At 56.1% G+C, this 19132-nt stretch carries 21 protein-coding genes and 1 tRNA gene; 13 read left to right on the top strand and 9 right to left on the bottom strand.

Going from position 1 to position 19132, the window contains the following annotated elements; all coding sequences use genetic code 11:
- The first annotated feature begins 7 nt into the window (after nucleotides 1-7).
- The gene (dinB, locus tag GRI36_RS04845) at nucleotides 8-1141 is read left to right on the top strand and encodes a DNA polymerase IV (RefSeq protein ID WP_328598355.1); all 1134 of its coding nucleotides are present in this window, start codon (nucleotides 8-10) and stop codon (nucleotides 1139-1141) included.
- 3 nt (nucleotides 1142-1144) lie between these two features.
- Here the strand turns inward: dinB and GRI36_RS04840 are convergent, their stop codons facing one another.
- The 5 genes from GRI36_RS04840 to GRI36_RS04820 all read right to left on the bottom strand — a co-directional run bounded on the left by GRI36_RS04840 (nucleotide 1145) and on the right by GRI36_RS04820 (nucleotide 4784).
- Entirely contained in the window at nucleotides 1145-1621 is a 477-nt protein-coding gene (locus GRI36_RS04840; protein ID WP_160597429.1) for an NUDIX domain-containing protein, read from the bottom strand.
- Complete coding sequence (locus tag GRI36_RS04835) at nucleotides 1609-2229, bottom strand: 6-phosphogluconolactonase (protein WP_160597428.1); 621 nt, start codon at nucleotides 2227-2229, stop codon at nucleotides 1609-1611. The genes GRI36_RS04840 and GRI36_RS04835 overlap by 13 nt, the downstream gene beginning before the upstream one ends.
- 70 nt (nucleotides 2230-2299) lie before the next feature.
- Nucleotides 2300-2761, bottom strand: a complete 462-nt coding sequence (locus GRI36_RS04830; RefSeq protein WP_160599065.1) for a Dps family protein — start codon at nucleotides 2759-2761, stop codon at nucleotides 2300-2302.
- 97 nt (nucleotides 2762-2858) lie between these two features.
- Nucleotides 2859-3422: a hypothetical protein gene (locus GRI36_RS04825; protein ID WP_160597427.1), complete on the bottom strand. Its 564-nt coding sequence runs from the start codon at nucleotides 3420-3422 to the stop codon at nucleotides 2859-2861.
- A gap of 24 nt (nucleotides 3423-3446) precedes the next feature.
- Nucleotides 3447-4784 carry an alkaline phosphatase PhoX gene (locus tag GRI36_RS04820; RefSeq protein WP_160597426.1) on the bottom strand — a complete coding sequence of 446 codons (1338 nt, stop codon included), beginning with the start codon at nucleotides 4782-4784 and terminating at the stop codon, nucleotides 3447-3449.
- Nucleotides 4785-4876: 92 nt separating this feature from the next.
- Here GRI36_RS04820 and GRI36_RS04815 point away from each other — a divergent pair, with 92 nt between their 5' ends.
- Genes GRI36_RS04815 through GRI36_RS04800 form a run of 4 tightly spaced genes read left to right on the top strand, consistent with a single transcriptional unit; the run spans nucleotide 4877 to nucleotide 9090 of the window.
- Entirely contained in the window at nucleotides 4877-5671 is a 795-nt protein-coding gene (locus GRI36_RS04815) for an SDR family oxidoreductase (RefSeq protein ID WP_160597425.1), read from the top strand.
- A gap of 11 nt (nucleotides 5672-5682) precedes the next feature.
- Complete coding sequence (locus GRI36_RS04810; RefSeq protein ID WP_160597424.1) at nucleotides 5683-6750, top strand: NAD(P)-dependent alcohol dehydrogenase; 1068 nt, start codon at nucleotides 5683-5685, stop codon at nucleotides 6748-6750.
- A gap of 23 nt (nucleotides 6751-6773) precedes the next feature.
- Nucleotides 6774-7982: an acyl-CoA dehydrogenase family protein gene (locus tag GRI36_RS04805; RefSeq protein ID WP_160597423.1), complete on the top strand. Its 1209-nt coding sequence runs from the start codon at nucleotides 6774-6776 to the stop codon at nucleotides 7980-7982.
- Nucleotides 7983-7986: 4 nt separating this feature from the next.
- Nucleotides 7987-9090: an acyl-CoA dehydrogenase family protein gene (locus tag GRI36_RS04800; RefSeq protein WP_160597422.1), complete on the top strand. Its 1104-nt coding sequence runs from the start codon at nucleotides 7987-7989 to the stop codon at nucleotides 9088-9090.
- A gap of 18 nt (nucleotides 9091-9108) precedes the next feature.
- Here GRI36_RS04800 and GRI36_RS04795 read toward each other — a convergent pair whose 3' ends face one another.
- The 3 genes from GRI36_RS04795 to GRI36_RS04785 all read right to left on the bottom strand — a co-directional run bounded on the left by GRI36_RS04795 (nucleotide 9109) and on the right by GRI36_RS04785 (nucleotide 10550).
- The gene (locus GRI36_RS04795) at nucleotides 9109-9357 is read right to left on the bottom strand and encodes a DUF6356 family protein (protein WP_160597421.1); all 249 of its coding nucleotides are present in this window, start codon (nucleotides 9355-9357) and stop codon (nucleotides 9109-9111) included.
- A gap of 13 nt (nucleotides 9358-9370) precedes the next feature.
- Nucleotides 9371-10444, bottom strand: a complete 1074-nt coding sequence (locus GRI36_RS04790; RefSeq protein ID WP_160597420.1) for a YeiH family protein — start codon at nucleotides 10442-10444, stop codon at nucleotides 9371-9373.
- A 32-nt stretch (nucleotides 10445-10476) separates the two neighbouring features.
- Nucleotides 10477-10550, bottom strand: a tRNA-Gly gene (locus GRI36_RS04785).
- Between the two features lie 122 nt (nucleotides 10551-10672).
- Here GRI36_RS04785 and GRI36_RS04780 point away from each other — a divergent pair.
- The 6 genes from GRI36_RS04780 (at nucleotide 10673) to mmsB (ending at nucleotide 16224) form a co-directional block, all read left to right on the top strand.
- Nucleotides 10673-11887 (top strand): DUF819 family protein, encoded by a 1215-nt coding sequence (locus tag GRI36_RS04780; protein WP_160597419.1) that lies wholly within the window; start codon nucleotides 10673-10675, stop codon nucleotides 11885-11887.
- Nucleotides 11884-12270: a RidA family protein gene (locus GRI36_RS04775; RefSeq protein ID WP_160597418.1), complete on the top strand. Its 387-nt coding sequence runs from the start codon at nucleotides 11884-11886 to the stop codon at nucleotides 12268-12270. Before GRI36_RS04780 ends, GRI36_RS04775 begins: the two co-directional genes overlap by 4 nt.
- 2 nt (nucleotides 12271-12272) lie before the next feature.
- Nucleotides 12273-13418 (top strand): acyl-CoA dehydrogenase family protein, encoded by a 1146-nt coding sequence (locus GRI36_RS04770; protein ID WP_160597417.1) that lies wholly within the window; start codon nucleotides 12273-12275, stop codon nucleotides 13416-13418.
- Nucleotides 13419-13428: 10 nt separating this feature from the next.
- Nucleotides 13429-14478 carry an enoyl-CoA hydratase/isomerase family protein gene (locus GRI36_RS04765; protein WP_160597416.1) on the top strand — a complete coding sequence of 350 codons (1050 nt, stop codon included), beginning with the start codon at nucleotides 13429-13431 and terminating at the stop codon, nucleotides 14476-14478.
- A 92-nt stretch (nucleotides 14479-14570) separates the two neighbouring features.
- The gene (locus tag GRI36_RS04760; RefSeq protein WP_160597415.1) at nucleotides 14571-15353 is read left to right on the top strand and encodes an enoyl-CoA hydratase-related protein; all 783 of its coding nucleotides are present in this window, start codon (nucleotides 14571-14573) and stop codon (nucleotides 15351-15353) included.
- Nucleotides 15280-16224 (top strand): 3-hydroxyisobutyrate dehydrogenase, encoded by a 945-nt coding sequence (mmsB, locus tag GRI36_RS04755; protein ID WP_235902373.1) that lies wholly within the window; start codon nucleotides 15280-15282, stop codon nucleotides 16222-16224. The genes GRI36_RS04760 and mmsB overlap by 74 nt, the downstream gene beginning before the upstream one ends.
- On the opposite strand, the gene GRI36_RS04750 is transcribed toward mmsB, so the two are convergent.
- Nucleotides 16211-16945: an Nmad3 family putative nucleotide modification protein gene (locus GRI36_RS04750; RefSeq protein WP_160597413.1), complete on the bottom strand. Its 735-nt coding sequence runs from the start codon at nucleotides 16943-16945 to the stop codon at nucleotides 16211-16213. The genes mmsB and GRI36_RS04750 overlap by 14 nt on opposite strands.
- An 84-nt stretch (nucleotides 16946-17029) precedes the next feature.
- Between GRI36_RS04750 and GRI36_RS04745 the strand changes: the two genes are divergently transcribed.
- A complete protein-coding gene (locus tag GRI36_RS04745; RefSeq protein WP_160597412.1) occupies nucleotides 17030-17824 on the top strand; it encodes an NTP transferase domain-containing protein in 795 nt (264 codons plus the stop codon).
- A gap of 22 nt (nucleotides 17825-17846) precedes the next feature.
- Complete coding sequence (locus tag GRI36_RS04740; RefSeq protein WP_160597411.1) at nucleotides 17847-19130, top strand: lipopolysaccharide biosynthesis protein; 1284 nt, start codon at nucleotides 17847-17849, stop codon at nucleotides 19128-19130.
- Nucleotides 19131-19132 lie beyond the last annotated feature (2 nt).

Below are 19132 nucleotides of genomic sequence, written 5' to 3'. Positions count from 1 at the left end.
ATTCTACGTGACTGAGGACATCCAATCCAATCTGCCGCCAGTCAAAAGCGGCGATGATGAGCATGGCCTGCGCAAGATTATCCATGTCGATATGGATGCGTTTTTCGCCAGTGTAGAGCAGCGCGATTACCCTGAATTGCGCGGCAAGCCGGTTGCCGTGGGCGGATCTGGAGGGCGCGGTGTAGTCGCTGCGGCCAGCTATGAAGCGCGCAAATTCGGCGTGCGCTCTGCGATGCCATCGGTGACCGCGAAACGGCTGTGCCCCGACCTTATTTTTGTGCGCCACCGCTTCGATGCCTATCGCGAGGCATCGCGGCAAATTCGCGAGATTTTTCATCATTTCACGCCGCATGTCGAACCGCTCAGCCTTGACGAAGCATATCTCGACGTCACCGATGACATTCGCGGAATTGGCAGCGCAACCCGCATTGCCGATCTGATCCGGCTGCGGATTAAGCAGGAAACAAATCTGACCGCTAGCGCTGGCGTTAGCTACAACAAATTCATTGCTAAACTGGCAAGCGACCAGAACAAGCCCGACGGTGTGTGTGTGATAAAGCCTGGCCAAGGCGCGGCCTTTGTAGCGGCATTGCCCGTCCGCCGGTTCCACGGTGTTGGCCCCAAGGGCGCAGAGAAAATGAAACGGTTGGGGATTGAGATAGGGGCAGACCTCGCGAGTAAAAACATCGACTTTATGCGCGCTAATTTCGGCAGCTTCGCCGATTATTTGTACCGCGCGGCGCGGGGAATTGATCTGCGGCCCGTCCGTGCCAACCGCATCCGTAAGTCTGTCGGCGGGGAACGGACCTATAGCGAGGACATATCCTCTGGTGCCGCTTTGCGCGATGCGCTCGATACTATTGTTGATATTGTGTGGGAGCGGATTGAACGGTCCGGATCAGCCGGCCGCACTGTGACTTTAAAAATGAAGTTCAACGATTTCACGCAAATCACTCGTGCCAAATCACTGGTGCAGAATGTTCCGAGCAAGGATATCTTTTCAAGCACCGGGCACGAATTGCTAGAAGAATTGCTTCCGCTGCCATTGCCGATACGGCTGATGGGGCTAACACTTTCAAATCTGGATCGCGGTGATCAGGAAGAGCGAGCGCCCGATACTGCGCAATTGTCGCTGCTTTAGAAGCTATTCCTTTTTCGAGCTTTCCCGCAACAATGCCAAGCGCCTGCGAGTCGTCTTAGTCAGCGGTTCGGGCAGCGAATGCATCGGAAAGAATCTGGCATCGATAACTTCGCGCATATCGGCAGCGGGCTGGCCCGAAGTCTTGGCAGTGTAGACATAAACTCGGTTTTCGGTGCCGTGCAAAATGTCTTCCTGCACGCCGAGCAAGGTGAGTGAATGCGCTTCGCAGCCGGTTTCTTCCAGCAACTCGCGCCTTGCGGCATCGGCCGGATCTTCCCCGCGCCCAATTCCGCCAGTGGGCAAGTTCCAACCACCAGATCCGTAGCTAAGCCGAACAAGCAGCAACTGATCTTGCAGATCTGTGGCAATGACAGCGGCACCCTGCAGCGGTAGCTTCGCTACTCTCCACCAATAGCTCCTCAATCGGTCCGCCACGCGGTACAGCACACGGTGCAACGGAGCGGGGATCAGGTGAAGCATGTGACAGGCTGGCTGGTGTTCGATAGCAACCGCGCAATCGGTAAATCATGACCGCCGATGGTCGCCGCATCAAACACAGCGCGTTTATCTTCGCCGCGAATGACGAAGACCAATTGGTCGCTATCCAGCAGCGCCGGAATTGTCAGCGTTATGCGGTCAAACGGAGCCTCTGGCGGCAAGGGATCGGGCGTAAGGCGGCGCAATGGCTGCACATCATCAATTTGCGGGTCTGTATTGGGGAACAGCGAAGCGATATGCCCGTCCGCCCCCATGCCAAGCCAGACCAAGGCAAAGTGCGGGGTGCTATCCTGCTCGGTCAACGCAATCACAGTCGCTCCCGCTGGTTCGAGCAACGCGCGTATCTTGCCAGTGTTACTGGCCGCATGATCTTCCGGCACAATCCGGTCGTCGCCCGGCCACACGGTGATCCGCGACCAATCAAGATCACTGCGCTTCAATATTTCAAGAATCGGGAACGGCGTCGAACCGCCGGGAATGCTGATAGCTATGCTTCCAGCGGTTGCGGCCAAGGCGGCAGATAACCGCTGCTCCAGCCATCGTGCGATTACGACATCGCCAGCCCGTTCGACAAAACTCAGGTTCTCCATCGGGTATTCATAGCAAAGGACCCGCGCGAACATAAGTCCAGGCGGGCCAAAAACTGCAAGATTGCGAAACTTATTTGAGTGTTTGGGTTAAGAACCAGACACGTTCTTCAGCCGCATCGGTCCAATCATCCAACAGTCCGTCGGTCGCATTGTCACCAGCCTGTTCGGCAAGCGGCTTCATGCCCTTCAAGCGCTTCACCAAAGCCGCGTTGTCATCGCGAAGCTCTTCAACCATAGCCTCGGCAGCGATTGTGGCATCGTCTTGGTCTGCAATTTGCGTGTTTTTCGCGACCGAAGCCACCGACGTTAGCGTGTTTTGGCCCAACTTCCGCACGCGCTCCCCGATCACATCAATCTGGTCACGCACAGCTATTGCCTGTTCGTCAAACATCAGGTGCAGATCGCGAAAACGCGGGCCCGCAACATGCCAATGAAAATTCTTGGTCTTGATGTAGAGCGCAAAATGGTCTGCGAGCAAACCATTCAATTCGTTGACGAGTTCGGCTTTTGAATTGTCACCAGTGTCGGCCATCATGTAACTCCTTCGTGTATTTAGCTTACACTTTTACAACGCATGGCGACTGAACGGTTTCCTGACTTTTTACGAAGACATTAATCGGATTTGACAATCACCCAAGCAGTCCGCGCGCCGAAACGCCGATATATCCAGCCAAACAGACGGTGGTGATTGCCATAACAATTCGGATTGGCCCCATGGGTATTTTTCGCGCCAGCTCACCGGACATCATCCAGCCGAGTGAAACAGCCGCAATACCACCCAGCGCGCCTCCAATTGCCGCGGGCCAGACCAATCCGCTCCAAGCGGCAAATGCGAAAATCAGAAAACGTGCGGCATCTGTCCATTGGCGCACTAGCAGGACAAGCGTGATTGCCCCGAGCGAGCGCGTCGGCTCGCCAAGCTCAGGTGCCTTCACTGGCCAAATTAGCTCGATTGATGCCAGCACCAAAGCAATCGCGACAAGCATCTCCTTGGCATTATCGGGCAGTATATTCGCTACATAGACACCGGCAAAGGACATAGCGATTGCGGTCCCGACCGACGTCAGACTGCCGGCTGCAAGCAAGCCGATATGGCGGTTCAATCGCTGGGAGAGCGCCGAAACCAGCACTTGATCGCGCGCGCCCAGCGACGTCAGAAACACCGCGATTAGCGCCAAAAGGAATGCCGCCACTTAGCGCGCCTTCACCCCGCTAACCTACGCGAACCACGGGCCGGTAATCGCTAGGGTCGCGGTCGGACTATACGAATTAACAAACAAAATTTTGCCATCGGGAGAGAAACACGCACCAGCAGGCTCGGTCTGCACGCGCAACCGGGCGAATGGGTATGCCTCCCCTTCAGGAGTAATGCCGCGCAGGTGATTATCGACCACATCGGTATATTGGTCTTCGCAGACAATCAGATGTCCGTTGTTTTGGACCACCAGATTATCTCCATAATTGAACTGATCGGCAGAGGTGCTTTCGAAGAACAACTGCAAGCTATCGGGTCCACCGTTGATGCCCGGGGTCAGGCGGAATATCTGGCCCAGCTTGGCCGCGCCACCATTGGTGGAGGCAAAATACATTTCGCCGTCGCCCATATGCAGCCCTTCGCCGCGAGCAATCACCAGACCGCCAGCCGCTGCGCCACGCAGCCGCAAATCATTTTCCGGAGATTCGACATTGTCGAGGTCGACCCAGCGAACCGGATGTTCCTGACCTACGGTCAACATAGCGTCATCCCAATTGCGCGCATCGCCAATTCCGTCTGACAAAACCAGCGCCTGCAATTTGCCGCCTTTGTCCAACTGGCCGGGGGTGTTGGGAATGAACCGGTAAAACATCGAATCATTCATATCCTCGGTCATGTAAACGACGCCCGTGCGAGGATCGACGCAAGCGGCTTCGTGATTGAAACGGCCCATCGCTTTCAGCGGCGCAGGATTAACCTGCTTGCCTGCGTCGGCTGGAACTTCGAACACCCAGCCATGCTTGCCAACCAGATCCCGTTCACGGGTCCACAACGATTCTTCGCAAGTGAGCCAACTGCCCCAAGGGGTAATCCCCCCCGAACAATTGCGGATGGTTCCGGCGAGCGAGCGATATTGCTGCTCGACCTCCAGCGTTGCCGCATCAAGGACCAACGTGGTGGTTCCGCCGGGCAGAACCTTGCCTGCTGAATTGCGGTCAAAGCCGACTGAATATTCACCGCCCAAATCATGATCAGGGCCAAGTTCATGATTGCGGACAAGTGCCAGCTTACCGCCGCCCAGATCGAAACAGCCCATCCCGTCTGCGCGGTCTGGAACGGTGCCGCCATCATTCATCGCGTCGCCCAATTTGGAAATGACGCGGTAAGAAAAGCCCGGCGGCAAATCGAGCATTCCCGCAGGATCAGGCAACAAATCTCCATAGCCCCCAAACAGGGACGCTCCGCCAACCGGCATTCTGGTGGCGCACCCGCTGGCCAGCAAAGCGGCAAACGCGGTGCCGGTCGCGCCGAGAAACTGGCGGCGATTGGCAGAAGGCCGAGTAATGTTGACGTAGGTCATTGCGAGTCTCCAAAATCAATGCGCGTTTGCGATAGCATTATGAATCGCTCATGACACATGCAAAGAACAAAACGGCTAAGGGGAGATTAGCAATGAAACTTGAAGCGGGAATGGCAGCCGTAGTAACTGGCGGCGCATCGGGTCTTGGCCATGCAAGTGCGGTGGCCTTGGCGGCAAAGGGCCTGAAAGTCGCGATTTTCGACATCAATGATGACGACGGCCAGAAATACGCCAAGGAAATCGGCGGCACCTTCCACCATGTCGATATTATGGACGAACAATCGGTGGTCGATGGCTTTGCGGCGGCTCGCGAAGCGAATGGTCAGGAACGCGTGACTGTCCATTGCGCCATGGCCAGCAAGCGCGGCAAAACGCTCGGCTGGGACAAGGAAAATCACTGCTACAAACGCTTGCCGACCGAGGATTACGCATTTGGCGCGGAGGGTATTCTGGTCGCCAGCTACCGCATTGCTTCGCACTCCGCGCTCGGTATGGCTAATTCGGAAGCCTTGAACGAGGATGGCGAACGCGGCTGTATCACCCTGACGGCCAGCGTGGCCGCACAGGACGGCCAGATTGGCCAGACAATCTATGGCAGCTGCAAATCAGGCGTGAACGGATTGGTTCTGCCTATGGCCCGTGACCTGATGGATATGGGCATCCGGGTAAATTCGGTAATGCCGGGCATCTTCGCAACGCCACTGATGCTGGGGATGAAAGACCGCAATCCAAAAATGTGGGATCAGCTAAACGCCAGCGTTCCCTTCCCCAAACGGCTTGGCCATCCCGAAGAATTCGCTAGCCTGATCGTTGAGATTGCCAGCAACACCTATATTAACGGCCATCAGTTCCGCCTCGACGGAGCAATCCGCATGCCACCGCGTTAGGAGACAAACCATTGACTACGCCAACTAACGAATACCCCGCAAAGGGCTATGCCGCGACCTCGCCTGAAAGCGGACTTGCGCCGCTCGACTTTACCCGTCGCGGACTGCGCAAAGATGACGTTCTGATCGACATCACCCATTGCGGCATTTGCCATTCGGACCTCCACACGGCGCGCAATGATTGGGGCCGGACGACCTATCCCATCATTCCCGGTCACGAAATTACCGGAACAGTGGCGGCAATTGGAGAAGGCGTAACGAAGCATAAGGTCGGCGACCGTGTCGGCATCGGCTGCATCGTTGATAGCTGCAAGGAATGTGACCTGTGCACCCAGGGGCTGGAGCAATATTGCAAGCAAGGCATGGTTGGCACTTATGGCGGCACAGACCGGATCGATGGCAGCAAGACCCAGGGCGGATACTCCGACCGGATCGTTTGCCGCGACGAATTCGTGATTAAAGTGCCTGACGCGCTCAGTATGGAAGATGCCGCGCCGCTGCTGTGCGCTGGCATCACCACCTATTCTCCGCTGCGCAATTGGAATATCGGCCCCGGCAGCAAAGTCGCTGTCGCTGGCCTGGGCGGGCTTGGCCATATGGGCGTGAAATTTGCGGTCGCGATGGGAGCAGAAGTGACCGTGCTCAGCCGAAGTGAAAGCAAGCGCGCGGATGCGATGGCACTGGGAGCGGCGGATTTGCTCATAACCACAGATAAAGCGGCGATGCGCGCCAAGACCGGCTATTTCGATATGGTGCTCAACACCATTCCGGTGCGCCATGATGTTACGCCTTATCTCCACTTGCTGAAAGTTGATGGTGCGCAAGTGCTGGTCGGAATGATCGATATGATGCCAGAAATTCACACCGGGCTGCTGCTTGGCCGCAAAATCCTGACCGGATCGGGCATTGGCGGAATAGAAGAAACACAGGAAATGCTCGATTTCTGTGCGGAAAAAGGCATCAAACCCGACATCGAAATGATCCGGATGGACGAGGTCAACGATGCCTATGACAGAATGGAAGCCAGCGACGTAAAATACCGCTTCGTGATCGATATGGAATCGCTCAAACAAAGCTAAGCGAACATAAGCTAGGACAAATTATGGATATCGATTTCGGAACCGAGCTTGAAGATTTTCGCGCGGAAGTTGCGACATTTTTGGATGAGGCTCCTACCCCCGCTATTCGCGAGGCAGGACGCAAACTGACCAGCGTATTCGCGCCATTTGACCAATGCATGGAATGGCACCAGATTTTGTATCGCAAAGGATGGGCGGCACCATCTTGGCCAAAAGAACACGGCGGCACAGGCTGGTCGGTTGAACAGCGTTACATCTTTGCTGAAGAATATCGCAAACGCGACCTACCGCCGCTGCTGCCACAAAGCCTGGGTATGGTCGGACCGCTGCTGATCGATCTGGGCACCGAGGAGCAAAAAGAGAAATACCTTCCTGGCATTCTGGGCGGGCTGGATTTCTGGGCGCAGGGGTATTCAGAGCCGAATTCCGGCTCAGACCTAGCCTCGCTCAGTTGCCGCGCCGATGTGGATGGCGATGATTACATTATCAACGGAAGCAAAATCTGGACCACCTATGCACATCACGCAAACCGGATGTTCATGCTCGTGCGGACCGACAATTCAGGCAAGAAACAGCAAGGCATAACCTTCTTGTTGCTCGACCGAGTGGATTATGAGGGAATGGAAATCCGCCCGATATACGGTCTCGATGGAAGCCCCGAACAATGTGAAGTGTTTTTCGACAATGTCCGAGTCCCACAATCGGGTCGGGTCGGCGCAGAGAATGACGGGTGGACCGTCGCCAAACATTTGCTGAAGCATGAACGCGGCGGCAGCGCGGCGAGCCCAACCTTAAAGCGCGGATTGGAACGTGTTCGCGAAGCAGCCAAGACCAAGCCGAGTGGTTTTGGAACCATGCTGGCCGACGATCCCGTATTCCAGCGGGATATGGGCGAATTGGAAGCAGACATCGCTTCATATGAGCATTTCGAAAAGCTGTCGGTTAGCGGCCACCCGATTTCCAAAGATCCGTCATTTCCGTCGATGAACAAGACAATGAATTCCGAACTGACCCAGCGAGTATCGGTGATGATTACTCAAGTATCCGGTACCGAGGCCATCCCCTTCCAGAACGAGGCACTGAGGGTTGGCGCGAATGTAGAGCCGCTTGGCAGCGACCTCGATCTGATCGCAATGCCATATTACCTCAACAGCCGGGCCACGACGATTTACGCAGGCAGCAACGAGGTTCAGCGCGATCTAATCGCACGTACTGTCGGGATGGAGGGATAGGGGCATGGATTTCACCTTCACCGGGGAACAACAGATGCTGCGCGACAGCATTTCGGCCTTCCTCGCCAAGAATTACGATTTCGACCAGCGCAACGCGATTGTTGGTTCCGACGCTGGATGGTCAAGCACGATTTGGGAGCAATTTGCCGAACTGGGATTGCTCGCACTCCCGTTTGCCGAGGAACAAGGCGGATTCGGCGGCGGAGCGTGCGAAATGATTTCGATTGCCGAGCCATTCGGTGCGCATTTACTAGCCGAACCGTTCATCGCCAGCATTGCGCTGGGAGGAGCGGCCTTGGCTGCAGCATCGCAGAACAAGGCAGCAGCGCAGTGGCTTGAAAAGGTGATAGCAGGAAACGCTATTGCGGCTCTGGCTTACGAGGAAGGGCGAGGAACACCGGATCCCAGCCAAGTAGAGATGGAAGCCAAACGTAGTGGCGAGACTTTCTTGCTGGATGGAGAGAAACGGTTGGTCCTCGCAGGGGGCGAGGCGGAAATCTTGATTGTAGTGACGCAGCTTAATGATGGCTTGGCATTGTTTCTCGTCGATCCGCAAAGTGACGGTGTGTCCGTTACATCATATCCGACAGTTGACGGCCGGCGTGCGGCCAATATCCGCTTCGATAAAGTGTCAGTTTCGTTCGATGCCATGATGCTGGATGGCGCAAATCGCGCCGTAACAAGCTTGCTAGACACTGCCACTCTGGCCATCTGCGCAGAAAGCGTCGGAGCGATGGGTGCGTTGCTCAAACAAACCGCAGAATATGCAGCAACTCGCAAGCAATTCGGCGTTCCCATTGCCAGTTTTCAAGCCGTTGCCCACCGAATGGCCGACATGAAAATCGCCTACAGCAAGGCGCGCGCGACAATGCTTTACACCGCCGCCCTGATTGAGGCCGGTCAGGCTACCCCCAAGGATATCGCGATTTTAAAAGGGCAAACAGGAAAGTTGGGACGATTGATCGGAGAAGAGGCCATCCAGACGCATGGCGGAGTAGGGATGACCGACGAACTGAGCGTCAGCCATTATCATAAACGGATTTTAGTGAATGACGCGCTGCTCGGCAGCTCTGAATACCATCTACGAAAGGTCGGAAAGCCCGGTTAAAATTGGGAAGCCAAGCTCTTAGATGCACCAGTCGATCTGTTGGCCATCGGGGGTTTCGTGCTTCATTTTAACGCGGTTCACGACCATCCGGTCATACAGTCTGCGGACCAGATTGCTGCCGGTCTTCTCGAACATAAACGGGAAGAAACCGTGCAGCACGCAGGCCACGCCTGCGGTGATCATCGGGAACCCAAAACTGGTCGCAGTCATGAAATGCTCCGAATATGTCTCGCCAACAGATTTGGGGTGATCGGTAAAGATGTTCATGGTTTCTCCAGAATCACAGCATTTTCGCAGCAACCAGCGCCAGCACGAATGCGGTAAGCGTTGTCATAATTACCGGCCCGAAGCTGCGCAAGCCATGTGCCAGCAATCCGGCCATGTTGGATTTGATAGCTGCGGCGATTACCGCGAATAACAGCAATATGCTCGCCGCCTTGCTTCCCACCTCGGTAACCATAGTGGGCAAGGTCACAAAGCTGTTGACCGTGACCAGCACAATAAAGCCGAGGATGAACCACGGTATTCCCTGGCGTAGACTAAGCTTCTCGCCGCCCCCGGTTCCGATCCCAAGGTTGAGCTGCCGAAGCACCAAAGTTACGATTACCAGCACCGGAACAAGCAAGGTTACACGGGTCAATTTGACCACTGTCGCGACCTCACCCGCTTTGTCGGAATAGGAAAAACCGCCGCCAATGGCCTGCGCGACGTCGTGGATCGACGCTCCGATCAGGAACCCCGCTTGCGTATCATCCAGCCCCAGTACCGCAGCAATTGTGGGATAGAATGTCATAGCTCCTGCGCTGGCGAGGGTGGTGCCGAGCAGAACAATCGTGAAGCGCTCCTGGCTAATCCGCTTCTCGCCAATGATGCTCCACAGGGCAAGTGCTGCCGAGGCTCCGCAAATCGCCGTGGCACCGCCTGCGAGCAACCCGAACAGCAAATCCAGCTTGAGCACACGCGCTGCCAAAATACCGGCCGCAATCACCGCCACCATTATCCCCAGCAACGCCAGAAACGGCGTGATGCCCAGCGCTGAAATCTCGGCAAAGCTTATCCGCAAGCCGATCAGGACGATCCCGATCCGTAATAATGTCTGCGATGACAAATCGAGTCCCGCCGATAGCCGCTGGTCTGAATGCACAAAGTTGAGCGCAAGGCCGATCAGCAAGCCCATGAGTACCGCAGGCGCACCATATTGATCGCTCAGCCACAAGGAGGCGAGCGCGGCCACTCCAACAAGCGCCAAGCCCGGGAAATAAGACGTAATCGTGCGCTTCTGTGCTGGCTCGGCGAGCTGCAGCTCGCCATAAAGGTCAGCCATCCAGAGGGCGTCTCGCCCGGTTTTTGACACGCGGATCCCCTCCCCCGAATGAACCGACAAATTGGAGCGGGTGAAGGGAATCGAACCCTCGTCACTTGCTTGGGAAGCAAAAGCTCTACCATTGAGCTACACCTGCATCGGCTTCTGCGCGCCAATGGGCCCCGGCCTGTGGACCGTCAATATGGTTTTTGATGGCTGGCCGCGCTAGGCCCGTCAGCTCAGGCCAATTAACACCGGCCATTTGGGAGCAAATTCGCAATGATTACAGATGATCGGGTAATCCTCGGGTTACTGGCAGCGGTTCTCGCGTTCGTATTCTTCACCCGCGACCGAGAGGGATGGAATAAGTTCTACACTTTCATCCCGATCATTCTGGTCTGCTATCTGGTGCCGTCGCTGATGGTCACATTCGGGTTGATCAATGTTGACGATTCGAATTTATGGACGATAGCGAAGGATTATTTCCTCCCCGCCGCTCTGTTCCTGATGACCATCAGTATTGATTTGAAAGGTGTTCTGGGGCTTGGCTCCAAAGCGCTGATCATGTTTTTCACTGCAACCATCGGCATCATTATCGGCGGACCGATTGCTCTGTGGATTGTCGCGCAATTTGACCCCGGTGTCATCGGGACCGGCAATGACGCCGCTTGGCGCGGACTGGCCACATTGGCGGGCAGCTGGATTGGCGGCGGCGCAAACCAGACCGCCATGCTCGAAGTCTATAAATTCAATCCGGAAAATTACTCGGCGCTGATCGCGGTCGATATTATTGTCGCCAATATCTGGATGGCTTTTCTGCTATATGGTGCAGGCAACAGCAAGCGGATTGACGGCTGGCTGAAAGCAGACAGCAGCGCGATTGACCGGTTGCGCGACAAGATGGCGCAATACACTGCCTCAACCGAGCGCGTCGCAAGTTCCAACGATTACGTCCTGTTGTTCGGCGCGACCTTCGCTGTGGTCGGCCTGTGCCATCTAGGCGGCACATACCTTGGCGGATATTTCGCAGGGCTATGGGGCGATGATCACACACTCGCCAGCAGCTTCTTCTGGGTGGTGATCATATCGACCACGCTTGGAATGGCCGCCAGCTTTACCAGAGCGCGCAGCCTTGAAGGCATCGGCGCATCCAAATTCGGAACAGTGTTTATTTTCCTGCTGGTCGCGGTGATCGGCACCAAAATGAATATACTTAAAATTGCCGATGCGCCCTCCTTCATGGCGATCGGAATCATCTGGATGTTGATCCACACGATATTGTTGCTGGTCGTAGCGCGTATCATCCGTGCACCGTTTTTCTTTGTCGCGGTTGGCAGCAAGGCCAATGTCGGCGGCGCGGCATCGGCACCCGTTCTGGCGGCGGCGTTCCATCCAGCGCTGGCCCCGGTTGGCGTGTTGCTGGCGGTGCTGGGTTATGCTGTCGGGACCTATGGCGCGATACTCTGCGCTGAAATGATGGGGCTGATTGGATGACACGATTATACGCAAACTCCGGCTCACCGTTCGAGGCACAATTCGGATTTTCGCGTGCCGTGCGCGAGGGCAACCGGATCATCGTCGCTGGCACGGGTCCGATAGAGGATGACGGCTCCACCACGCCGGGCGATGGAGCTGCGCAGGCGGAACGATGCTTCGCCCTGATCGTCAAAGCCATCAAGGAACTGGGCGGAACCGCCACCGATGTGGTCCGCACACGCATGTTCCTGACAGATATTGGCCAGCAAGAAGCCATCGGCGCAGTCCATGCCAAGTTTTTCGCCGAAGCGCGGCCTGCAGCAACCATGGTTGGGGTGGCGAATCTATGCAGGCCAGAATGGGTGGTGGAAATTGAGGCCGAAGCCGTAGTAAGGGCCTGATTATGACAAACCAATTTCAACTCAACGAAGACCAGCTTGCGATCCAGGAAATGGCGCAGAGGTTCACCGCCGACAACATCACTCCGCACGCCGCCGAGTGGGACGAGCAGCACCACTTCCCGCGTGACGTAATTAAACGCACAGCAGAGCTTGGCTTTGGCGCGATCTATGTATCCGAGGAATCGGGCGGAATCGGGCTTGGCCGGTTGGAAGCCGCGCTGATTATGGAGGCGATGGCCTATGGCTGTCCGGCGACCAGCGCATTCATTTCGATCCACAATATGGCTGCATGGATGATCGACGAATTTGGCGGGGCCGAAATTAAGGCGAAATACCTTCCCGACCTCGTCACCATGGACAAAATCGCATCCTACGCGCTTACCGAACCGGGCAGCGGTTCCGACGCGGCAGGCCTCAAAACCACTGCCAAATTGGATGGCGACCACTATGTTGTAAATGGTACCAAGCAGTTCATTTCGGGTGCGGGATTCAATGATATCTATGTCTGTATGCTCCGAACAGGCGAGCATAAGACCAAGGGCATCACTTGCCTTGTGGTTGATAAGGACACGCCAGGTGTCAGCTTTGGCGCGCCAGAAAAGAAACTCGGCTGGAACGCCTCCCCCACAGCACAGATGATTTTTGAAGATGCGCGCATTCCCGTCAGCAACCGAGTGGGTGACGAGGGCGAAGGCTTCCGGTTTGCAATGATGGGCCTTGATGGCGGTAGGCTGAACATTGGTGCCTGCTCGCTCGGCGGGGCGCAGCGCTGTCTGGACGAGGCGATTTCCTACACCAAAGACCGCAAGCAATTCGACACTCCTATTGCCGATTTTCAAAACACCCAATTCATGCTCGCCGACATGGCCACCGATCTGGAAGCGTCCCGGGCATTGCTCTATATCGCGGCCGCGAAAGTGACTGAGAACGCTCCTGACAAGTCGCGCTTTTCCGCCATGGCAAAGCGGCTTGCGACCGATAATGGCAGCAAGATCGTCAATGATGCGCTGCAATTGTTTGGCGGCTATGGTTATCTGAAAGACTATCCGATCGAACGGTTCTGGCGTGATCTGCGCGTCCATTCGATTTTGGAAGGCACGAACCAAGTGATGCGGATGATCGTTGGCCGCGACCTGCTGCGCCAGTAAGGGGCCTTACATGACCGACAATATCCTGATCCATAGCCATGGCCGCGTAGGCCATATCTCGCTTAACCGGCCCAAGGCGCTCCACGCGCTGACGCTGGATATGTGCCGCGCAATGAGTGCTGCGCTGGCCAAATGGGCTGAAGATGATGCCATTGAGGCTGTCATCCTCGACCATGCCGAAGGGCGCGGTTTTTGTGCGGGCGGCGATATCAATCTTCTGCGAAAATCTGCGCTGGAGGATGGAGGCGTTTCGGGCCGCGAATTCTTCCATGACGAGTATCAATTAAACCATCAGATGATGACTTATGCAAAGCCTATTGTGGCTTTCATGGACGGAATAACGATGGGCGGCGGAGTTGGCATTGCCCTGCCCGCCAAGTTCCGTGTCGCAACCGAAAACACCCGTTTTGCTATGCCCGAAACTGGCATTGGCCTGTTTCCAGATGTGGGCGGCGGCTGGCACTTATCACGCCTAAGCGGACGGCTCGGCCAGTTTTTGGCGTTGACCGGAGCGCGGCTGGATGGCGCGGAATGCCTTTGGGCAGGTCTCGCAACCCATTATTTGCCAAGCGAAATGCTGGCGGACGCCAAGGCACGCATAATCGAAAAGCCGGACCGCATCGGCGGGGTTCTTTCCGAAATGGTCGGTAGCCCTCCCAAGGCTCGAATCGAAGCCAATGCGGAGAAGATCGCCAAGCACTTTGCCTCGGATCGATATGAAGATATTCTGGCCTCACTCGAAGCGGAAGACAGCGATTGGGCGCATAAGGAGCGCGATACTCTCGGCACCAAGAGCCCCCAGACCTGCAAGGTCGCGCTGCGCCAGCTGGCCGAAAGCGCGAAGTTGATCGATTTTGCGGATAACATGGCGATGGAATACCGGATCGGATCGCGCGTGCTGCTTCGTCCCGACTTTGCCGAAGGTGTCCGCGCAATTATCGTCGACAAAACTCACGATCCCGAATGGGACCCGGCAACGCCCGAAGGGGTGAGCGAGGAACTGATCGACAGCATCTTTGCTCCCTTGCCCGAAGGCGAGGAATGGGTGCCCTTGGCTTAGTGCGTCATCCCGGCGAAGGCTGGGATCGCTGCCCGCTAGGTCAGACTTAAATGACAACGATTCCGGGTTTCGCCGGAATGACGGAGTAGAGAATGTCTTACGAAACAATCACAGTTGAACAGCATGACGCAGTAACTCTGATCACGCTCAACCGCCCCAAAGCACTGAATGCGCTTAACAGCCAGGTGCTCGACGATCTGATCGACGCCTTCGGCCATTATGAAGCGGATGATAGCCAGCGCTGCGCAATCCTGACTGGATCGGGTGACAAAGCCTTTGCAGCCGGTGCCGACATCAAGGAAATGTCCGACAAGCCAGCCGCCGATTTCTATCTCGACGATTTCTTCGCCAAATGGACCAGCCATCTGGTGAAAGCCGTCCGAAAACCGTGGATCGCAGCGGTTAATGGCTTCGCGCTAGGCGGCGGCTGCGAATTGGCAATGATGGCTGATTTCATTCTCGCTTCAGACAATGCTAAATTCGGCCAGCCAGAGATCAAACTGGGCGTTGCGCCCGGGATGGGCGGATCACAGCGCCTCACTCGCGCAGTTGGCAAAGCCAAAGCGATGGAAATGTGCCTGACCGGCCGGATGATGGGCGCCGAAGAAGCCGAACGCGCCAATCTGGTTGCCCGTGTCGTGCCGCATGATGAGTTGCTGGACGAAGCGATGAAAAGCGCCGCTTTGATCGCCGCAATGCCGCCAATGGCTGCGGTCGCAAATAAGGAAATGGTCAACGCCGCGTTCGAAACCGGCCTCGACCAGGGCATCATCTTCGAGCGCCGCCTGTTCCAGATTTTGACTGCAAGCGAAGACAAGGTCGAAGGCATGGCCGCGTTTATCGAGAAGCGCGAAGGCAAGTGGAAAGGGCGGTAATATGAAAATCGCATTTATCGGACTTGGCAATATGGGCGGCGGAATGGCTGCGAATCTGGTCAAGGCGGGGCATGAAGTCCGTGCTTTTGATCTGAGCAGTGATGCGCTCGATCAAGCCAAGGATAATGGATGCAAGACCTTTATGGCTGCGAAAGACGCGGTTAAGGGCGTGGATGCGGTGGTTTCGATGCTGCCAAATGGCGCGATTGTAAATTCCGTTTATGACGATGATGTGATCGGCCACGCTCCTGATGGTGCGGTTTTCCTCGATTGTTCAACAATTGACGTGGCGACAGCCAAATCTGTCAACGCAGCTGCAACCGCTGCGGGTTATGAAATGGTCGATGCGCCTGTGTCTGGCGGAATTGCGGCGGCCAATGGCGGAACGCTGACCTTCATGGTTGGCGGCACAAAAAGCGCCTTTAAACGCGCGGAGCCGATCCTCCAAGCTATGGGCAAAGCGGTAATTCACGCAGGCGACGCCGGTGCCGGACAGACGGCAAAGATTTGCAACAATATGCTGCTCGCCGTGCATATGATCGGCACTTGCGAAGCGATGAAGATGGCGGAAAAGCTCGGCCTCGATCCGCAGACATTCTTCGACATCAGTTCGCAAAGCTCGGGCTATAATTGGTCGCTTAACGCGTACACACCGATGCCCGGCGTAGGCGTAGCGAGCCCCGCGGATAATGATTACCAGGGCGGATTTGCGACAGCGTTGATGCTGAAGGATTTGCGGCTGGCGATGGAAGCGGCCGAAGGATCGGACAGCGCGGTTCCGCTCAGCTCAAGAGCAGCAGCGCTCTACGAGGATTTCTGCGGTGCGGGTTATGGCGCGCTCGATTTCTCGGCCATCATCAAGACCTATTGATCTCGGCAATTACACCAGCCAGCCAGTCCCGCGGTGCGGAACGCTTACCAATATCGGCAACGAATTCCTGCCCGCGCGCCACGCTGCGGAGCCGGCCACCGCGCAACCAGCGATCTTCGCGGTCATGATAAGATAAACCGCCTCGCTTCAGCCAAGCCGGTCTTTGCCACAGGCTTGGCGGCCCTTCCGGCACAGTCAGGCGCAGTGACTCGCTCGCAAAATTCGCAGTTCGCCCGGCCCCGACATAAATGACGTCATTCTTCGCGTGCATCCCAATCGCGTGAGGGTGACCAAGCCGCTTAAATTCGGTCCGTCGCTCGTTGGTGCAACTGGCTAGATCGACGATCTCTTCAATCCGTTGATATCCGAAAATACGGTGATGCGGCGCTCCCGTTGCTTCTTCGCGATACAGCCCAAAGAACAGGAATATGTCGCCAATCCCCACGCCTTGGTTGACCAGGTGAGTTTGCGCGGCGCTGCATTGCCCGAACAGGCACTGACCCGCGGCAGTAAACATCGGGTCATGGTGACAAAAATCATCTACCCCGATTTTGCCCCGGCTTGCTTGACTTGCCAGTTCCGCCAGACCCAAGTCGCCATAAGTTGTTGCTGAATGACCGCCACTGGGGATCGGCAGGCTAATCGGGCAGCCATCCACGATTGGCGATGCCCCGCCGCCCGCCGCGCTGTCAAAACCCTTCCGGCTGAAAATAATCTTCATGCGGCCACCATATTGGGCCCACTGCCTGCAGCTGATATTATTGGCAAGGCTTGCACAAAATGCACCGCGAGCTAGGACGAAGTCATGACAGTAACCGCATTAATCATGGCCGGTAAAAGGTCCGGCGTTCTCGATCCGCTGGCAGCGACGGCTGGCGTTGCGCAAAAATGCGTTGTTCCGGTGCTCGGCGTGCCGATGGTCGAACGTGTGGTGAAGGAAGTGGCCGGTTGCGACCGGATCGGGGAAATCCGCATCATCGCGCATGAGCCCGATGAGATCGAGCAATTGCCGACTGTCGCCAAGCTAATCGCCGAAGGCCGCTTGGTGATGCGGCCCGGAGCGTTCAATCTGGTCGACAGCGTATTTGCAGGCGCAGAGGGCGCGGAATTTCCGGTTTTGATAACTACGGCAGACAATTGCCTTGTTACCAGCGAAGGCTATGCCGAATTTATCGACAAGGCGCTCGCCGCCGGTGCGGACGCCGCCGCTGGGTTGGCGCGCAAAGAAGATGTGCGCGCCGCCGATCCGGATGGCCAAAAGAAATTTTATGAGTTCAAGGACGGCGGTTATTCCAACTGCAACACCTATTGGATGGGTTCCGAAGGGGCGCTGTCAGCGGCTGAGATTATGCGCAATGGCGGGCAATTCGTGAAATTTCCGAAGAGGATTGCGCAGGCATTCGGGCTGATTAACCTTATCCGGTTCTATTTTGGCTGGGGAACCAAGGAAAAGATTTTCGAACAGGTGTCCAAACGTTTCGGATACAAGATGTGCCCGATTGTTATGTCGAATGGCCAATATGCGATTGATGTCGACAATCAGCGCACTTTCGACGTGACCGAACGAATTTTAGCCAAACAAGAGGCGGCTTCGGGCTAATCCGCCCAAAGCGTCCGGGACCATGCAGCGTTTGATCAAGAATATCGGCTGGCTCCTGACGGGGCGCGGCCTCAATGCGGTATTAAGCCTGGTCTATCTGGCGCTGGCGACGCGGACTCTGGGTCTCGACGGCTTCGGGCATTTCGCGATTATTGTTGCTTTGGGGCAAACGGTTACCGGCATCGCCAATTTCCAGACATGGCAGTTTGTAGTACGTTGGGGTTCCGCACCGGAAGGGCCTGGGGAGGCAACCGGATTTGCCATCGCGCTCGATATGATTTCGGTTGTGCTGGGCACTGTGTTTGCCGCAGTCTTGGTATGGTCGGCCCAATTCTGGCTCCCTCTGCCAAATGAATTGATGTGGGTCGCGTTCGGCTATTGCATGGTGTCGCTTCTCTCGCTGCGCTCGACACCAACCGGTTTGCTTCGGCTTCGCTTTAAATACGCACTCGCAACCGCCGCTGATGCGGTGCAGCCGATTATCCGAGCAATCGGCGCTTTTCTGGCATTCTGGTTCATGCCCAGCGTTACCGGATTTATCCTCGCATGGGCGGCATCCGAAATTGCCATAGCGGCTGCCTATTGGGTAGTCGCTTCGCGCCAGGAGAAGATTGATCTTTCCAAGATCAGCTTGCGCAACATCCCTCGTGATCATCCTGATGCGTGGCAATTTGTGGTTGCAACCAATTTGTCGGGGAGCTTGCTGGTGGCAGGCAAACAGATGATGATTCTGCTGGTTGGTGCAATTGGCGGCGAGACTTTTGCCGGCGGTTTCCGAGTAGCATCGCAATTGGGGCAAGCCCTAGTCCAGCTCGCGCAAACCGTTTCCAAAGCTATCTATCCAGAGCTGGTCCATGCGAAGGATGAAGCGCATGATATTGCGCGCAGAATAGCCAACATCGCGCTGGTTGGCGGCATCCTTGCGGTCGGTTTCGCGCTGTTATTCGGGCGATGGGGTCTCGAAACCATCGCAGGCGCGGATTTCGGTGTTGTCTATTGGGCCATGGTAATTCTGGCGATTTCGGGCGCGATAGAGATGGTCGGCGCAAGTCTGGAATCGCTGCTCGTGTCGGCAGGCCGCGCAGGAACAGCCTTTATTGTTCGGGCAATCCCGACATTATTAGCTTTCCTGTTACTAAGCACCGCGATGGAATGGAATGGCCTGAAGGGCGCAGCCTTTGCAGTCATGGGGTCTAGCGCGCTGTCTGTGATCGGCTTCTGGATTGCGATCTTGTCGCTTCAACAGATCAGGATAACTATTGAAACGTCGGACAATCCAAAGGCGCCAAAACCGCCTTCAACTTGACC

The sequence above is a fragment of the Pontixanthobacter gangjinensis genome, from assembly GCF_009827545.1.
GTDB classification, from domain to species: domain Bacteria; phylum Pseudomonadota; class Alphaproteobacteria; order Sphingomonadales; family Sphingomonadaceae; genus Pontixanthobacter; species Pontixanthobacter gangjinensis.
Note: the sequence above shows the minus strand (reverse complement) of the source record. Positions and strands in the feature narration are given on the sequence as shown.

Excerpts from the sequence above, each read along its gene's own strand:
- GRI36_RS04760 (WP_160597415.1), top strand. The coding sequence starts at position 14,571 with ATGTCTTACGAAACAATCACAGTTGAACAGCATGACGCAGTAACTCTG.
- GRI36_RS04745 (WP_160597412.1), top strand. The coding sequence starts at position 17,030 with ATGACAGTAACCGCATTAATCATGGCCGGTAAAAGGTCCGGCGTTCTC.
- GRI36_RS04830 (WP_160599065.1), bottom strand. The coding sequence starts at position 2,761 with ATGGCCGACACTGGTGACAATTCAAAAGCCGAACTCGTCAACGAATTG.
- GRI36_RS04840 (WP_160597429.1), bottom strand. The coding sequence starts at position 1,621 with ATGCTTCACCTGATCCCCGCTCCGTTGCACCGTGTGCTGTACCGCGTG.
- GRI36_RS04740 (WP_160597411.1), top strand. The coding sequence starts at position 17,847 with ATGCAGCGTTTGATCAAGAATATCGGCTGGCTCCTGACGGGGCGCGGC.
- GRI36_RS04820 (WP_160597426.1), bottom strand. The coding sequence starts at position 4,784 with ATGACCTACGTCAACATTACTCGGCCTTCTGCCAATCGCCGCCAGTTT.
- GRI36_RS04815 (WP_160597425.1), top strand. The coding sequence starts at position 4,877 with ATGAAACTTGAAGCGGGAATGGCAGCCGTAGTAACTGGCGGCGCATCG.
- GRI36_RS04835 (WP_160597428.1), bottom strand. The coding sequence starts at position 2,229 with ATGGAGAACCTGAGTTTTGTCGAACGGGCTGGCGATGTCGTAATCGCA.
- GRI36_RS04805 (WP_160597423.1), top strand. The coding sequence starts at position 6,774 with ATGGATATCGATTTCGGAACCGAGCTTGAAGATTTTCGCGCGGAAGTT.
- GRI36_RS04765 (WP_160597416.1), top strand. The coding sequence starts at position 13,429 with ATGACCGACAATATCCTGATCCATAGCCATGGCCGCGTAGGCCATATC.
- GRI36_RS04750 (WP_160597413.1), bottom strand. The coding sequence starts at position 16,945 with ATGAAGATTATTTTCAGCCGGAAGGGTTTTGACAGCGCGGCGGGCGGC.
- GRI36_RS04800 (WP_160597422.1), top strand. The coding sequence starts at position 7,987 with ATGGATTTCACCTTCACCGGGGAACAACAGATGCTGCGCGACAGCATT.
- GRI36_RS04770 (WP_160597417.1), top strand. The coding sequence starts at position 12,273 with ATGACAAACCAATTTCAACTCAACGAAGACCAGCTTGCGATCCAGGAA.
- GRI36_RS04775 (WP_160597418.1), top strand. The coding sequence starts at position 11,884 with ATGACACGATTATACGCAAACTCCGGCTCACCGTTCGAGGCACAATTC.
- GRI36_RS04795 (WP_160597421.1), bottom strand. The coding sequence starts at position 9,357 with ATGAACATCTTTACCGATCACCCCAAATCTGTTGGCGAGACATATTCG.
- GRI36_RS04780 (WP_160597419.1), top strand. The coding sequence starts at position 10,673 with ATGATTACAGATGATCGGGTAATCCTCGGGTTACTGGCAGCGGTTCTC.